At 72.7% G+C, this 15,507-nt stretch carries 13 protein-coding genes and 1 pseudogene; 11 read left to right on the forward strand and 3 right to left on the reverse strand.

Annotated elements, in window-relative coordinates; translation table 11 throughout:
- Both C3488_RS36110 and C3488_RS36115 read right to left on the reverse strand, forming a co-directional pair.
- Positions 1-1,145 (reverse strand): annotated as a pseudogene (locus C3488_RS36110) (ABC transporter permease); the annotation flags it as partial.
- Between the two features lies 1 nt (position 1,146).
- Positions 1,147-4,464 carry an ABC transporter permease gene (locus C3488_RS36115; protein WP_103845099.1) on the reverse strand — a complete coding sequence of 1,106 codons (3,318 nt, stop codon included), beginning with the start codon at positions 4,462-4,464 and terminating at the stop codon, positions 1,147-1,149.
- A gap of 236 nt (positions 4,465-4,700) precedes the next feature.
- On the opposite strand from C3488_RS36115, the gene C3488_RS36120 reads away from it, so the two are divergent.
- The 9 genes from C3488_RS36120 to C3488_RS36160 all read left to right on the forward strand — a co-directional run bounded on the left by C3488_RS36120 (position 4,701) and on the right by C3488_RS36160 (position 12,638).
- The gene (locus C3488_RS36120) at positions 4,701-5,372 is read left to right on the forward strand and encodes an ABC transporter ATP-binding protein (RefSeq protein ID WP_258053862.1); all 672 of its coding nucleotides are present in this window, start codon (positions 4,701-4,703) and stop codon (positions 5,370-5,372) included.
- A gap of 307 nt (positions 5,373-5,679) precedes the next feature.
- Complete coding sequence (gene rpe / locus C3488_RS36125; protein ID WP_103845101.1) at positions 5,680-6,366, forward strand: ribulose-phosphate 3-epimerase; 687 nt, start codon at positions 5,680-5,682, stop codon at positions 6,364-6,366.
- Positions 6,367-6,444: 78 nt separating this feature from the next.
- Complete coding sequence (locus tag C3488_RS36130; protein ID WP_181139337.1) at positions 6,445-7,488, forward strand: sugar-binding transcriptional regulator; 1,044 nt, start codon at positions 6,445-6,447, stop codon at positions 7,486-7,488.
- A gap of 40 nt (positions 7,489-7,528) precedes the next feature.
- Positions 7,529-7,927 carry a ribonuclease domain-containing protein gene (locus tag C3488_RS36135; RefSeq protein WP_103845103.1) on the forward strand — a complete coding sequence of 133 codons (399 nt, stop codon included), beginning with the start codon at positions 7,529-7,531 and terminating at the stop codon, positions 7,925-7,927.
- A complete protein-coding gene (locus C3488_RS36140; RefSeq protein WP_103845104.1) occupies positions 7,924-8,244 on the forward strand; it encodes a barstar family protein in 321 nt (106 codons plus the stop codon). Before C3488_RS36135 ends, C3488_RS36140 begins: the two co-directional genes overlap by 4 nt.
- Before the next feature lie 140 nt (positions 8,245-8,384).
- Positions 8,385-9,827 (forward strand): GuaB1 family IMP dehydrogenase-related protein, encoded by a 1,443-nt coding sequence (locus C3488_RS36145; protein ID WP_181139336.1) that lies wholly within the window; start codon positions 8,385-8,387, stop codon positions 9,825-9,827.
- A 114-nt stretch (positions 9,828-9,941) separates the two neighbouring features.
- Positions 9,942-10,508, forward strand: a complete 567-nt coding sequence (locus tag C3488_RS36150) for a GNAT family N-acetyltransferase (RefSeq protein ID WP_103845106.1) — start codon at positions 9,942-9,944, stop codon at positions 10,506-10,508.
- Between the two features lie 173 nt (positions 10,509-10,681).
- Entirely contained in the window at positions 10,682-12,175 is a 1,494-nt protein-coding gene (locus C3488_RS36155) for an amino acid permease (protein WP_103845107.1), read from the forward strand.
- Between the two features lie 10 nt (positions 12,176-12,185).
- Positions 12,186-12,638: an Lrp/AsnC family transcriptional regulator gene (locus tag C3488_RS36160; protein ID WP_103845108.1), complete on the forward strand. Its 453-nt coding sequence runs from the start codon at positions 12,186-12,188 to the stop codon at positions 12,636-12,638.
- A 6-nt stretch (positions 12,639-12,644) separates the two neighbouring features.
- Here the strand turns inward: C3488_RS36160 and C3488_RS36165 are convergent, their stop codons facing one another.
- Positions 12,645-13,106: a hypothetical protein gene (locus C3488_RS36165; RefSeq protein ID WP_308460707.1), complete on the reverse strand. Its 462-nt coding sequence runs from the start codon at positions 13,104-13,106 to the stop codon at positions 12,645-12,647.
- 274 nt (positions 13,107-13,380) lie between these two features.
- Here C3488_RS36165 and C3488_RS36170 point away from each other — a divergent pair, with 274 nt between their 5' ends.
- Together C3488_RS36170 and C3488_RS36175 are read left to right on the forward strand one after the other, a co-directional pair.
- Positions 13,381-14,169 (forward strand): carbon-nitrogen hydrolase family protein, encoded by a 789-nt coding sequence (locus C3488_RS36170; protein WP_103845110.1) that lies wholly within the window; start codon positions 13,381-13,383, stop codon positions 14,167-14,169.
- Positions 14,170-14,226: 57 nt separating this feature from the next.
- Positions 14,227-15,507: NAD(P)/FAD-dependent oxidoreductase (locus C3488_RS36175; protein WP_103845111.1), on the forward strand; the 1,281-nt coding region annotated here is incomplete at its 3' end.

Genomic DNA, 15,507 nt, shown 5'->3' on the forward strand with positions numbered 1-15,507 from the left:
AGCAGCACCAGTTCGGTCCTGCGCCGGGCGGCGTTCAGCTCGGCGGCCATGAGCAGCACGCTGACGGCGACCGTGCCGACGCCGACCGCGGCAACCATGATCAACGGCGCGACGGCTGCTCGTTCCCGGGCGAACGGCGCCACCAGCGTGGCCAGGCCGTCCTCCTGGACAGTGAGGCCGCGCAGCCCGGTCCGCTGCCGCAGACGCGTGGCCTCCGGTCCGCTGTTGAGGGCGGCGACACGGTCCACCAGGGCCGTCGCGGTGCGTGCGGTCAGCGCTCGGATGTCGGCGGGATGGTGCCAGTAGGCGGTGACCCCCGCGTGCAGGTCGAGCAGGTCGCCGGCGGCCGCCGGCGCGACGAGGGCGGTGAAGTGCCAGTACCTTCTGGGGCCGTCGGCGGATCCGGTGGGCACGGTGGACAGCTCCGGCGTCCGCAGGGCCGGCTCCGCGTTCCAGTAGGCGGCTTCGGGCTGGCGCGGCCGGATGACGCCGGTGATCCTCAGGGTCAGCTCGGCTCCGTCCTGTTCGGCGAGGTGGACCACGGAACCGGTGCGCAGTCGCATGACGTGCGCCGTGCCCTCCGCGACGGCCGCCTCGACGGTGCCGCGGCCGGAGCCGGGCCGGGGCAGACGTCCGCCCACGACCTGCGCGAAGCGGTCGAGGTCCGGCTGGGCGACGACGGTGGCCTGCGGGGCGGTGTTCCGCGTCGGCCGGGGCAGTTGCGGATCGGTGGCGGGGACCTTCCGGGCCGTCCGCACGCCGTAGACGGTCTGCCGGCGGTCCAGAGCGAGGGGCGGGCGTACGACACTCTGGAACTCCGCTTCGGCCGAAGCCAGGGCGCGAGGGGTGACGTGCGCGTCGGCGTCCGAGGGCACGGACACCCAGGACACGTCCACCGTGGCGGTCACACTGCGCCGGTCCACGCTCGCCCGCGCCACCGTGTCGCGCAGGGCGGTGTCCTCGTAACGGTCGATCGCGCGGGGCAGGGCCGCCGCGAGGAACGCGGTCGCCAGGACCAGCATCGACAAGGCCAGCGCGGCGCCGGGTGCCGCGCGCAGCCGGGTCCGTATCCAGGGGGCGTCCGTCGAGGGCGTGCCGGCGGGCACGGCGCCGACGCGGGCGGGCGTACGCCGGAGGGCCGCCATGTCACTCGCCTCCCTGGCGGCGCAGGGCCTGGGCCGGTTGCCCCGACCGCAGGGCCGTCAGGACGACCACGAGCAACGGCACCGCCGTCACCGCGATCAGCAGCCGCGACACCGGGCCCGCGGGCACCTCCACACGGAGCGCCGGGTGCGGAGGGGAGGCCTGCGCCGTGAGCACGACCATCGGCAGGACGACGCGGGTGAGCAGGACGCCCAGGACCGTGCCCACGCCCGCCGAGACCGCCAGCAGCACCCCCTGTTCGACGGCCACCGCACGGGCCAGCGAGCGCCGGGAGGCCCCCAGGGCCCGCAGGACCTCCTGTTCGTCCGCCCGCTCCCGGTGCGCGCCGGCCGCCGCGACGGCGCAGCCCACGGCCGCCAGCACGGCTGCGGCCAGCACCGCGGCGGGGAGGCCGGCCTGTGGTCCCGCACCCAGCGGGTCGGCCCCCAGCCGGGCGCGCTCCTCGTCACGGACGAGGACGGATCCGGCGTCGGCCCGGCCCCGCAGCGCCGCCGCGATGCGCGGGGCGGCTCCCGGGGCCGCGGTGAGCCACCACTCGCCGGGCTGCAGTGCGCTCCCGCCGCGCTGAGCCAGAGCCCGGTTCGCGGCGCGCAGGTCCAGCAGAAGGGCGCCGCCGTCGTCGGCGGCGGGCGGCACGACGGTGGGCAGGGCACGGACGGCCGCGACGACCCGGACCGTCAGCGTCGTGCCGGCCAGGTTGATCTCCGCCGTCCGGCCGACGTGTGTGCCGGTGGCGCGGAGAAAGGCGTCGGTGGCGAGCGCGGCCGGTACCGGCACCGCGGCGGTGTCCGCCCGCACACTGAGCTTCCCGCCCGTGGACGCACCGTAGGAGCGCGACGGCGACGAGTCGTACCCGGTGTCGTACGTCACGGAGAGCGGGACGGCGGCGGTCGGGCGCGACGCCGTCGCCCGGGGCGATGCGGAGGCGCCGCCGGGGCCACCCGCGACGGAGGCCTGCACGTCGGCACCCCAGGCGGCACCGACGGGCACCGGGACCGCGTGGGTGCGTCCGTCGGCCAGGACGGCGCCGAGCCCGGTCACGGTCAGACGGTGCCGTTCACCGCGTCGAGGCAGGCGGTAGTCGGCTTGGATGCCGGTCAGCCGCAGCGGGCCGGCGGGTGCCGCGCCCTCGGCCCTTCCGGTCTCGGCGGCGAAGTCCGCCATCAGCACGTGCGTGCGGCCGTCGGCGGGCAGGGTGCCCAGAACGACGGTGTACGGGACGCCGTACCGGTCGGTGACGGTGGCGACGAGGCCGGGGGTGACGCCGCTCCGGTGCGGCTCGCCCTTCGGGCCCAGCGCCTCCAGGCGCGCTGTGATCCTCAACCGTTCGGTCTCCGCCGGCAGCTCGAGACCCGCGGACCTGCCGTTCGCCTGTGTCCCGGAGTGGAGGGGCCCGAGCAGCCGCCGCGGTGAGCGGTCCGCCAGGTCGTCTCGCCAGCCGAGTACCTCGGACGCGGCCCGGGTGTCCATGGCCAGCACCGTGGCGTCGCGCTCCTGGGGCAGGAGAACGTCGGTACGGACCACAGGAGTGGCGGCCGTGATGCCCAGGACGCCGTCGTAGACGCCGCCTTGGGCGAAGGGCGGGGTGGAGGAGTCGGTCACGCGGAGGTCCGCGCCGACCGCGAAGTCGGCCTGATCGCGCTGGGAACGCGCCCAGCTGGCGCCCTCGCCGGTCGCGAACACCCCCATCGCCACGGCGAGCGCGACCAGCAGCACCGGGCCCGCGCCCCGCCCGGGCCGGCGGGAGAGCTGCCAGCCGGTGAGCGCCACCGGAAGTCCGCGGGTGCCGGCGGCCCACCGCTCGCCGAGCCGCGCCGCCAGGGGCAGCAGCCGCAGGGCCAGCACCGCGCCCGCACACAGGCAGAGCGCGGGTGCCGCCGCCAGCACCGGGTCCACGCCCAGGGCACCGCCCGTGTCCACCGTCAGGACTCCGGAGCCCGAACCGCGGCGGGACAGCTGCCAGTACGCCAGCACCGCGACGACGGCGAGCGCCGCGTCGGCCCCGGTCCGCGCGATGGCGGGCAGTCCGGAGCGGCGCCGGCCGGGGTCGCGTTCGTCGAGGTACGTGCCCGAGCGGCGCAGGGCCGGGCAGGCGACGGCGAACGCGCAGACCAGCGCGGTGACCGCCGCCACCGCCCACGTGCCGGCCGGCGGGCCGTCGAGCCGCACATGTGCGCGGGCGAGCGCGCCCCGGCCGGCCAGCAGTCGCAGCAGCGGGCCTGCGAGCAGGGGCGCCGCGACGACGGCAGGCAGAGCGAGCAGCAGGGCCTCGGCCGCCGCGAGTCCCGCCACGCGCGAGCGTGAGGCGCCGCGGGCCCGCAGCTGCGCTGTCTCTCCCGCTCGCTCAGTGGCGAGCAGTCCCGCCACCACAAGCAGCGCGAAGGCCGCCAGGAGCATCAGTTGCAGGGCGCTGATCAGCATGGTGGACCGGGTCACCAGGAGTGTCCGGCGCAGGTCCGTCAGCAGAGCCGGCAACTCGCTGCGGGCCCTGTTGGATCCGTTCGTCGCCCGGTCGAGATCGCGCAGCGCCCGCTGCACAGCGTGCCGCAGGCGGTCCACACGGGCCGTGGTCATGGCGGAGTAGTCCGCGCGGGCCTGCCAGGACATCCTCTCGGGGGTGACGGCCCCGGAGACGAACACGCGGGGGTCCGCGAGCATCGGGCCGTACGTGGTGAACGACAGCGTCCGCACACCCCGACCGCCCAGAGGGTCGAGCCGCCAGTACGCCGAGCCGGGGTCCACCGGCCGGTAGAGCCCGGTCAGCAACACCCGGAGCGGTCGGCCGTCGGTCCGGTCGGTGAGCGTGACGCGTTCCCCGGTGCGCAGACCCAGCGCACGGGCGGCCCGTTCGGGCAGAGCGACGGGGACCGGGCCCTCGTGCCCGGGCGGGCCGGGGAGGCTGCCTTCGGCCATCGTGACCCGCGAGGGGTCGACGGTGGCCAGGAACGTCAGGTCGGGCTCGTCGCCACGGGCGGTGCGGGCCGTGTGCGGCAGGCCGTAGGAAGCGGACTGGATGCTCGTGGCCATGCTCACCGGCATGCCGTCGAAGGCCGCGGGAACGATCCTGCGCACGGCCGCGTCGAGCCTGGCGCGGTCGGCCGGCGTCACGTCCGCGTCGACCTCGACCAGCGTGCGTGTGGCATTCCGGTGCTGCAGGGCATGCCGGAGCCCGACGTCCCCGACAGCCTCACCGAACGCCGTCAGCGCGGCCAATACGCACGTGGTCAGCACGACGCAGAGCAGGGCGGCGCTGAGCAGCAGCCAGTGCGCGCGTGCGCGCAGCAACACGAACCCCGTCAAGACTCTCCCCGCCGCCGTCCCGCGCGCCCCGCGGGGTTGCGGCCGACCCCGCCTCGAGGCGAAGCCCTCTCGATCTCCCCTGTCGCCCCGGTTCCTGAGCGCGAGGCATCAACGTACCCGTCTGCCGACGGCCTGTCAGGTGATCGACGCGTGTGGTTATCCTGACCGCCATGAGCGAGCGGCTGCTGCACCGCGCGGATCACTCGTCGGGGGACGAACCGACGTCGGCCGACGAGATGGTGACGGTCCATCGGGTGACCCGGACCTACGGCCGCGAAGACACCGCCGTGCACGCCCTGCGCGAGGTGTCGTTCGGCGTGCCCCGCGGACAGCTCGTGGCGCTCAAGGGGCGCTCCGGCTCCGGCAAGACCACCCTGCTCAACGTGATCGGCGGACTCGACCGCCCCGACTCGGGCAGCGTACGCGTCGCCGGAACAGAACTGGTGGGCCTCGGCGAGAAGGAGCTCCTCGACCTGCGCCGCGACCACATCGGGTTCGTCTTCCAGTCCTTCGGTCTGCTGCCCGTCCTGACCGCGGCCGAGAACGTCGGCGTCCCACTGCGCCTGCGCAGGACCGAACGCCGGGACCGTGAAGAGCGCGTCGCCCTGCTGCTCAGCCTCGTCGGCCTCGCGGACCATGCGGACCAGCGCCCCGGCGAGCTGTCCGGCGGCCAGCAGCAACGCGTCGCCATCGCACGCGCCCTCGCAAACCGCCCCTCCCTGCTTCTCGCCGACGAACCGACCGGGCAACTGGACGCGGACACCGGCCGCTCCGTCATGGAACTGCTGCGCGCCGTGGTCCACAGTCAGTCCGTCACCGCCCTCGTGGCCACGCACGACCCCCAACTGCTGGCCATCGCCGACCGGGTCCTGGAACTGCGCGACGGCCGGATCGTCGAGGAGGGGTGAAGGGCGGGCAAGGCCGCGTCGGGGGGACGTAGCCCTCGGCCGTGAGCAGCGCCGGCACAGGGCGCGCCTGCCGGGTGGGGCCGATGGCGACCAGCCACTTCAGGAAGCTCTCGGAGGCGCCACCGAGTCCTCGTCGGTGTAACAGGTTCTCGCCATGGACACGCCCATCGCTGGGTGGGAATCGCTGCCGCCCGGCCGGACGCGGCTGCGTCCGGCCGGCGTCACCGGAGCCCGTCGGTGACCGAGCGGCGGATTCCGGCCGGGTACCGGCGCGAGCAAGCGGGCTCCGGCATGGCAGGCTTGGGGCATGGCCGTGCAGATCAACCCCAGCATCCTGTCCGCCGACTTCGCCCGCCTCGCCGAGGAGGCGAAGGCCGTGGAGGGCGCCGACTGGCTCCACGTGGACGTGATGGACAACCACTTCGTCCCCAACCTCACGCTCGGCGTGCCGGTCGTGGAGTCCCTGGCCCGGTCGACGGACGCCCCGCTGGACTGCCATCTGATGATCGCGGACGCCGATCGGTGGGCCCCCCAGTACGTCGAAGCCGGTGCCTCATCCGTCACCTTCCACGTCGAGGCGGCCGCGGCCCCCGTGCGGCTCGCCCGCGAGATCCGCGCCAAGGGCGCCCGGGCCTCCATGGCCCTCAAGCCCGCGACGCCCATCGAGCCGTACGAGGACCTGCTGCCCGAGCTGGACATGCTGCTGATCATGACGGTCGAGCCCGGTTTCGGCGGCCAGGCCTTCCTGGACATCATGCTGCCCAAGATCCGCCGCACCCGTGAGCTGATCAGCAAGCACGGTCTTCAGCTGTGGCTGCAGGTCGACGGCGGGGTCTCGGCCTCCACGATCGAACAGTGCGCGGAAGCGGGAGCGGACGTCTTCGTGGCCGGCTCGGCGGTCTACGGGGCGGCCGACCCGGCCGCCGCGGTACGTGCATTGCGCACCCAGGCGGAGCGGGCGACGGCCCGGGCCTCGTGGGCGTGCGACGAGTGAGACAACGGAACCTGAACGCCGACCGTCCGGGCTGATCGCCTGCGCCGGATCTGCAAGGATGAACGGCGAATGCAGAGTGTGAACAGCAGTGAGGAGATGGCCGTGTCGGGTATGTCGGCGGGCCGGTCAGCCATGCGGATGGGACCCGCTGAGCTGGTGCAGGCGGCGGCCATGGCCCGTCGCTTCTACCTCGAGGGCAAGTCCAAGATCCAGATCGCCGAGGAGTTCGGCGTCAGCCGCTTCAAGGTGGCCAGGGTCCTGGAGACCGCCCTCGAACGGGATCTCGTGCGCATCGAGATCCGTGTGCCGGCCGAGCTGGACGCCGAGCGCTCCGACGCGCTGCGCGCCCGCTACGGCCTCAGGCACGCCGTCGTGGTGGAGTCCCCGGCCGAGGCCGAGGAGTCGCCCGACCCCGAGAACCTCGGCGAGGTGGCCGCCGACCTGCTCGGCGAGCTGGTGGCCGAGGGGGATGTGCTGGGCCTGGCCTGGGGCCGCTCCACCATCCACATGGCGGCGGCCCTCGACCGGCTGCCGCCGTGCACGGTGGTGCAGCTGACGGGCGTGTACGACGCGGGGACCTCCGAGCGCGGCTCGGTGGAGGCCGTGCGCCGTGCGGCGCAGGTGTCGGGCGGCGACGCCCACCCCATCTACGCGCCGATGCTGCTCCCGGACGCGGCGACCGCGGCGGCCCTGCGCAACCAGACGGGGATCGCCCGCGCCTTCGAGTACTTCGACAAGGTGACGGTCGCCTGTGTCTCCATCGGCTCCTGGGAGCCCGGTATCTCCACGGTGCACGACATGCTCACCGAGGAGGAGCGCGCCCACTACGCCTCCCTCGGTGTCGCCGCCGAGATGGCCGCGCACCTCTTCGACGCCGAGGGCCGCCGGGTCGGACGGGACCTGGGGGAGCGGTGCATCACCGTCAAGGCGGACCAGCTCCGCCGCATCCCCGAGGTCGTCGCGATCGCGGGCGGGCAGCGCAAGGCGTCCGCCATCGACGCGGTGCTTCGCTCCGGGCTCGTCACCAGCCTCGTGACGGACACGGCGGCGGCGGACTACCTGATGACTGCGGGTCCGACGCCGACGCCCGCACTGCATCGGGCGGACCCGGACGGGCCCTGACAGGACGTTTCGACGGGGCGGCTGTGGCAGCATCGGGATCATGCTGCCGCGGTCCGTCCCCCGCCTGCTCGCGGGGCTCCTCGTCTGTCTGACCGTCCTGCTGACCGGGTGCTCCTCCACGGGCACCGGCACCCGCGCGCCCGCCCCGTCGTGGGCCGGGCAGATGGCCACGGTCAAGGCGAACCGGCTCCCCGCCGAGGCCCGGCACACCCTCGCCCTCATCGACAAGGGCGGCCCCTACCCCTACGCGCAGGACGGCGCCGTCTTCGGCAACTTCGAGCACCGGCTGCCCGCGCGGCCGCGCGGCTACTACCACGAGTACACGGTGCCGACCCCCGGCGCGCACGACCGCGGAGCCCGGCGCATCGTCACCGGGCAGGGCGGGGAGACCTACTACACCGACGATCACTACGACACGTTCAGGGCGGTGCTGAGATGACCGACGACCTGGGGGAACGGTTCCTGGTCACGCTGGATCTGGACGGTGTCGCCGACAAGGCGGCGTTCATGGAGCGGGTCGTGCGCGCCCTGGACCTGCCGTACTGGTTCGGCCGCAACTGGGACGCGCTCGCCGACTCGCTCACCGACGACACCGTCTGGCCCGAGCCGGCCGTCGAGCGGGGCCTGCTGCTCGTCGTACGCGGCTGGGAGGAGTACGCGAGGGAGTGCCCCGAGGAGTGGGAGACAGCCCGGGAGGTGTTCACCGAGGCGGCGGACCAGATGCCGGGCCTGTCCGTGGCGCTGACGCTTGGATGAACCCACAAAGACCCCTCTGACCTGCCTGGATGATTCGCCCGGGGTTCGTGGAGCGGCCGTCATGGGAGAATGAAGTACGTGCTCTTCCCCCTGGCTGACCTGTCCGGGGGCCGCCTCTGATCGACTGGGATGTGCAGCACGTGCGTTTCCTCAATGACATCCAGCCTGCCTATGACCTGACCTACGACGACGTCTTCATGGTGCCGAGCCGCTCCTCCGTCGGCTCCCGCCAGGACGTGGACCTCGCCTCCCCGGACGGCACGGGCACGACCATCCCGATCGTCGTCGCCAACATGACCGCCATCGCAGGCCGCCGCATGGCGGAGACGGTGGCCCGGCGCGGCGGCCTGGTCGTCATACCGCAGGACATCCCGATCGACGTGGTCACCGAGGTCATCTCCTGGGTCAAGGGCCGCCATCTGGTGCTGGACACCCCGATCGTGCTGGCTCCGCACCAGACCGTCGCCGACGCCCTCGCGCTGCTGCCCAAGCGCGCGCACAACGCGGGTGTGGTCGTCGACGAGGAACACCGGCCGATCGGCGTGGTCACGGACGCCGACCTCTCCGGCGTGGACCGCTTCACCCAGCTGGAAGTGGTCATGTCCAAGGACCTGCTGCTGCTCGACGCCGGCATCGACCCGCGCGAGGCCTTCAACGTCCTCGACACCGCCAACCGCCGCTACGCGCCCGCCGTCGGCGAGGACGGCAGGCTCGCCGGCATCCTCACCCGCAAGGGCGCCCTGCGGGCCACGCTCTACACGCCGGCCACGGACGGGCACGGCAGGCTGCGCATCGCCGCCGCCGTCGGCATCAACGGCGACGCGGTGGGCAAGGCCAAGCAGCTGCTCGACGCGGGCGTCGACACGCTGGTCATCGACACCGCGCACGGTCACCAGGAGTCGATGATCAACACCCTCAGGGCCGTACGGGCGCTGGACCCGCAGGTTCCGCTCGTGGCGGGCAACATCGTCGCCGCCGAGGGCGTGCGTGACCTGATCGAGGCCGGAGCGGACATCGTCAAGGTCGGTGTGGGCCCCGGTGCCATGTGCACCACGCGCATGATGACCGGCGTCGGCCGCCCGCAGTTCTCGGCCGTCCTGGAGTGCGCCGCGGAGGCCAGGAAGTACGGCAGGCACGTGTGGGCCGACGGTGGTGTCCGCCACCCGCGCGACGTCGCGATGGCGCTGGCGGCGGGCGCGTCCAACGTGATGATCGGCTCCTGGTTCGCCGGCACGTACGAGTCGCCCGGTGACCTCCAGCAGGACGCGGACGGGCGGCTGTACAAGGAGTCGTTCGGCATGGCCTCGGCGCGCGCGGTCCGCAACCGCACGTCGGAGGAGTCCGCGTACGACCGCGCCCGCAAGGGGCTGTTCGAGGAGGGCATCTCGACGTCCCGGATGTACCTCGACCCGGCCCGCCCGGGCGTCGAGGACCTGATCGACTCGGTCATCGCGGGCGTCCGGTCCTCGTGCACCTACGCCGGCGCCGGCTCCCTGGAGGAGTTCGCGGAGCGGGCCGTCGTCGGCATCCAGAGCGCGGCGGGCTACGCGGAGGGCAAGCCGCTGCACGCCAGCTGGAACTGACACGACTCCCGAGCGCGGCCCCTGCCGTCCCGTCGGCGGGACAGTGGGGGTCGTCGGCCTGCCCGGCCGGAAAACCGGGGGAGCGCGGGAACCGGTTCACCTACGGTCGGGACCATGGAGATCACCATCTGTCGGGCCGCCGACGTGGCGCTGCTCGACCGGTACATCGGCTCCGCCGGGGCCACCTCGTTCCACGCCCGGCGGTTCGCACGGCAGGCGACGGGGCAGAGCACGTACCTCGTCGCCTGGACCGAAGGGCGGCCCGTCGGGCACGCCGAGATCCGCTGGAACGGCTGTGCCGCACCCGAGGTGCGAGCCGCACGGGCCGACTGCCCCGAGGTCAACGGGCTCGGCGTATGGCCCGGGGAACTGCGCTCCCGCGGCATCGGAAGCGCGCTGATCCGCGCGGCCGAAGACCTGGCGCGCGGTCGTCGCCGATCGGTGATCGGCCTGGGTGTCGCCGCGGACAACCCGCGCGCGGCGGCCCTGTACGCCCGGCTCGGCTACCGGCCCCTCACCGCCTACGTGGACCGCTGGTCGTACGAGGACGCCGACGGCGTGGCGCACGAGTGCGCCGACCCCTGCACCTTCCTGATCAAGGAGCTGTCGGCGGGATCCGACCGCCCGGCGGTGCAAACATCAAAAGGGCCTGTGCAACAAATCCGCGTGAGCGGTGAATGAACGCAACGATCTTGCGGAGATGCGCAAGGTTGCTGCATTACGCCCGTGAAGGCGCGGCTCATAGGGTCTGCGCTGTACGTGGCGTGGCGAGGACCCCGCTCGGCGGTCCCCGCCCCCTGGGGCGCCGCCGGTCCCGCCTGCCCCCTTGACCGGCAGCGATAAGGAGCCGACGCGTGCTCGACCAAGGCGCACCCCCGCAGTCCCGCAGTCATCCAGCCCCCGCCGTCCCCGGCCTCGGCGCGCGTCTGATGCGCCGCAAGCCGGTGGAACGCCTGGTCGCCGAGGGTGGCCAGGGCGAGGGAGGGACCCTGCGTCGGTCCCTCGGGCTGTGGCAGCTCACCATGATCAGCATCGGTGCCACGCTCGGCACCGGCATCTTCGTGGTCCTCGGCGAGGCCGTGCCGAAGGCCGGACCCGCCGTCACCCTCTCCTTCGTGATCGCAGGTCTCACCGCCCTGTTCTCCGCCCTGTCGTACGCCGAACTCGCGGGCACGATCCCCGTCTCCGGATCCTCCTACTCGTACGCATACGCAACGATGGGCGAGCTGATCGCCTGGGTCTGCGGCTGGTGCCTGGTGCTCGAGTACGGCGTGTCCGTGGCCGCCGTCGCCGTCGGCTGGGGCCAGTACTTGAACGAGCTGCTGGACGGCACCGTCGGCGTCACCATCCCCGCGGCGCTGTCGGCGCCGCCCGGGGACGGCGGCGTGTTCAACCTGCCCGCGCTGATCGTCGTGCTGCTCGCCATGGCGTTCCTGCTCGGCGGAGCCAGGGAGTCCGCCCGGGCCAACACGATCATGGTCGTGGTGAAGATCGCCGCGCTGCTGCTGTTCTGTCTGATCGGCATCCAGGGCTTCCGCTCGGGCAACTACGCGAACTTCATGCCGCTCGGCATGGCCGGCGTCAGCGCCGCCGGAGCCACGCTCTTCTTCTCCTACATCGGTTTCGACGCCGCCTCCACGGCTGGTGAGGAGGCGAAGGACGCGCAGCGCGACCTGCCGCGCGCCATCATGCTGTCGCTGGTCATCGTCACGGCCCTGTACGTCGTCGTCGCGGCCGTCGCCGTGGGTGCGAAGCCGTGGCGACGGTTCAACGACTCCGAGGCCGCGCTCGCCCAGATCATGAAGGACGTCACCGGACAGACCTTCTGGGGCACCCTCCTCGCGGCCTGCGCGGTCATCGCCATCGCGAGCGTGGTCCTGACCGTGCTCTACGGCCAGACCCGCATCCTCTTCGCGATGTCCCGCGACGGCCTGGTGCCCAAGGTGTTCTCACGGGTCCACCCGAGGACCGGCACGCCCCGCGCCAACACGCTCATCGTGTCCGTCTTCTGCGGTGTCCTCGCCGCCGCGATCCCGCTCGGCCAGCTCGCCGACGCCACCAGCATCGGCACGCTGTTCGCCTTCGCGCTGGTCAATGTCGCCGTCGTGGTGCTGCGCCGGACGCGTCCGCACATGACCCGCACCTTCCGGGTGCCGCTGTCGCCGGTGCTGCCCGCGCTCGGCTTCGCCTTCTGCGTGTGGATGATGGGCAGCCTCTCGACCGTCACCTGGGTGGTCTTCGGAGTCTGGATGGCCGTCGGGCTCGTGTTCTACTTCCTCTATGGCCACCGGCGGTCCCGGCTGGCCGTCGCGGACCCCGCGGCACCCGACGTCGTCACAGAGAAGTGAACCACCCGCCTTGCTGAACGATCTCGACGAACGCATCGTGCACGCCCTCGCCGAGGACGCCCGCCGCTCCTACGCGGACATCGGGCAGCTGGTCGGCCTGTCCGCGCCCGCTGTGAAGCGGCGCGTGGACCGGCTCCGCGCGACCGGCGCCATCACCGGGTTCACCGTCCGGGTGGACCCGGGGGCGCTCGGCTGGGAGACCGAGGGGTTCGTCGAGATCTACTGCCGGCGCAACACCTCGCCGGAGACCATCCAGCGGGGCCTGGAGCGCTACCAGGAGGTCGTGGCCGCCTCCACCGTCACGGGCGAGGCGGACGCGATCGCCCAGGTCTTCGCCTCCGACATGCGCCACTTCGAGCGCGTGCTGGAGCGCATCGCGGGCGAGCCGTTCGTCGAACGGACGAAGTCGGTCCTGGTCCTGTCCCCGCTGCTGCGCCGCTTCTCGTCGGGCGCACCCGGCTGATCCACGTCACACGGACCGGCGGGAGATCGCGGACAGCAGGCGCCGCATGCCCGCCGCATGTCCGCCCGTACCGATGACGAGTCGCCGGTAGAGGGCACCGGACAGTCCGGGGAAGAGCGCTCGGGTCTCGGCGCGCAGACGCGAGCGGCCGGGACCGGCCGGTTCCAGGCGGAAGATCAGGGCGTACGACGAGAAACGGTGGCGTCCGCAGAGCACCAGCTCCCGCCCCGGGACGGCGGAGACCACCCGGAATCCGGGGAGCGTGGAGCCCTGGGCCAGCGGTCGCGGGCCGGACGACGCGCGGTCGGCGCAGCCGACCAGGCGGGCGTAGCGGGCCGCCCGGGGGCCCCCGAAGGATCCGTCCAGTACGTCGCCGATGCTCGACCACACGGCCCCGGCCTCGGCCGCTACGACCGTCGTGTGCTCATCGACGTACGGCAACCCCACGATTCCGCCCAGCGCGTCCACAAGGCCCCCTCCGCAGTGCGGGCTGATGCGTCATCGGCATGGTCACCCAGCACGTGGGCGGGGGTGAAGCCCGCAGCGCCCGAGCGGCGCCGAAGGCGAGACGGCGACACGGCCGAGGGCGAGCGGGGCCGTGCAACGAATCGCCGCCCGAGCGCCCGCGGACGCAACGAATCGCTCATCGGCGCGCAACGGCTCCTTCTTGTCCGGCCCGAGGCGCCGACCGTACCGTCTAACCGACCCCCGAACCCCCTTCCGCACCGGTGGAGAAACACGCATGCGCACCGCCCTGCTCCAGAGCTCCGGACATCCCGGATCGGTCGGCGAGAACCTCAAGGTCCTCGACCAGGCCGCGGGGCGTGCCGCCGCCGCGGGCGCCGGGCTGCTGGTCGCGCCGGAGATGTTCCTCACCGGGTACGCCATCGGCGGCGACATCGCCCGCCTCGCCGAGCCCGCCGACGGCGACTGGGCGGACGCGATCGCCGAGATCTCCTCCCGGCACGGTCTCGCGGTCGCCTACGGCTACCCGGAGCGGGACGGCGAGACGGTCTTCAACTCGGCCCAGTTGATCTCCGCCGACGGCACCCGCCTCGCGAACTACCGCAAGACCCACCTGTTCGGCTGCTTCGAACGCGACCACTTCACCCCGGGCGACCAGCCGGTCGTCCAGGCGGAACTCGACGGTCTGCGCGTCGGCATCATGATCTGCTACGACGTCGAGTTCCCGGAGAACGTCCGCGCCCACGCCCTGGCCGGCACCGACCTCCTGGTCGTGCCCACGGCGCAGATGCATCCGTTCCAGTTCGTCGCCGAGTCCCTGGTCCCGGTGCGGGCCTTCGAGAACCAGATGTACGTCGCCTACGTCAACCGGGTCGGCCGGGAAGGCGAGTTCGAGTTCGTCGGCCTCTCCACCCTGGCCGGTCCCGACGGGATCGCGCGGGCCAGGGCCGGCCGTGTCGAGGAGCTGGTCCTCGCCGACGTCGACCCCGTCCACCTCGCCGCCTCCCGCGAGGCGAACCCGTACCTGAAGGACCGCCGTCCCGGCCTCTACGGGTCCCTGGTCTGACCCCTCAGCCTTCCGAGCCTCCCCCCGAGTTCATTCCGCGCAAGGAGTCCGTACCCCATGACGTCCACGGTGCCCAACGCCGTCGAGCACGCAGACGAGCAGCAGCCGCCGATCACCATGTTCGGCCCGGACTTCCCGTACGCGTACGACGACTTCCTCGCCCACCCGGCGGGTCTCGGCCAGATACCCGCCACGGAGCACGGCACCGAGGTCGCTGTCATCGGCGGCGGCCTGTCCGGCATCGTCGCCGCGTACGAGCTGATGAAGATGGGCCTCAAGCCCGTCGTGTACGAGGCCGACCAGATCGGCGGCCGGCTGCGGACGGTGGGCTTCGACGGGTGCGACCCGTCGCTGACCGCCGAGATGGGCGCGATGCGCTTCCCGCCGTCCTCCACGGCCCTGCAGCACTACATCGACCTGGTGGGCCTGGAGACGAGGCCGTTCCCCAACCCGCTTGCCGAGGCCACCCCGTCGACCGTCGTCGACCTCAAGGGCGAGTCGCACTACGCCGAGACGATCGACGACCTTCCGCAGGTCTACCGTGACGTCGCGGCCGCCTGGAACCGGTGCCTGGAGGAGGGCGCCGACTTCTCCGACATGAACCGCGCCATGCGCGAGCGCGACGTCGAGCGCATCCGTGAGATCTGGTCCAAGCTGGTCGAGAAGCTCGACAACCAGACCTTCTACGGCTTCCTCTGCGAATCGGAGGCCTTCAAGTCCTTCCGGCACCGCGAGATCTTCGGCCAGGTCGGCTTCGGCACCGGCGGCTGGGACACCGACTTCCCGAACTCCATCCTGGAGATCCTGCGGGTCGTCTACACCGAGGCCGACGACCACCACCGCGGCATCGTCGGCGGTTCCCAGCAGCTTCCGCTGCGTCTGTGGGAGCGCGAGCCGGAGAAGATCCTGCACTGGCCGCACGGGACCTCCCTGAAGTCCCTGCACGTGAACGGCGAGCCCCGCCCCGCCGTGACGCGGCTGCACCGCACCGCGGGCAACCGGATCACGGTGACCGACGCGAACGGCGACATCCGCACCTACCGGGCGGCGATCTTCACCGCCCAGTCCTGGATGCTGCTGTCCAAGATCCAGTGCGACGACGCCCTCTTCCCGATCGACCACTGGACCGCCATCGAGCGCACCCACTACATGGAGTCCAGCAAGCTCTTCGTGCCCGTCGACCGGCCCTTCTGGCTCGACAAGGCCGTCGACGACAGGGGCAATCCGACCGGCCGCGACGTCATGTCGATGACGCTGACCGACCGGATGACCCGCGGGACGTATCTGCTCGACAACGGACCCGACAAGCCCGCCGTCATCTGCCTGTCGTACACCTGG

Origin of the sequence: Streptomyces sp. Ru72 (assembly GCF_002920635.1) — a bacterium.
Taxonomy (GTDB): domain Bacteria; phylum Actinomycetota; class Actinomycetes; order Streptomycetales; family Streptomycetaceae; genus Streptomyces.